The 258-nt window shown below is 60.9% G+C and carries 1 protein-coding gene; it reads right to left on the reverse strand.

Features of this window, described 5'->3' with window-relative positions; genetic code table 11:
• Window positions 1-40: 40 nt before the first annotated feature.
• A partial coding sequence (locus tag Q4563_RS20895) for a hypothetical protein (RefSeq protein WP_303605884.1) occupies window positions 41-258 on the reverse strand: 218 nt, incomplete at its 5' end.

A 258-nucleotide genomic window follows, 5' to 3' on the forward strand; every position in this document is an offset into this window, starting at 1 on the left:
CTCGTAAGCAGACTGGTTAAGGTCAATTTTGATGATGGTATCAGTCATGGTTAGCTCCTTGATGGGCAAGTACGGCTTTGGAAAAAACGTGTGGATCGACGGCGACCGGGCCGTCTTCGCGGGTATTGGAAGGTGAAGGCGCTGAAGCGTGTGTGGCCGGGTCGGCCGCGGCGCTTGGCATGGGGCCTGCGCTGAACGTCAGGGCGTCGTTGCGTAGCAAGGCGCGCAGCTGGCGAGGATGGGCGCAAGACGGCAGGG

The organism is Gilvimarinus sp. 1_MG-2023, assembly GCF_030548285.1.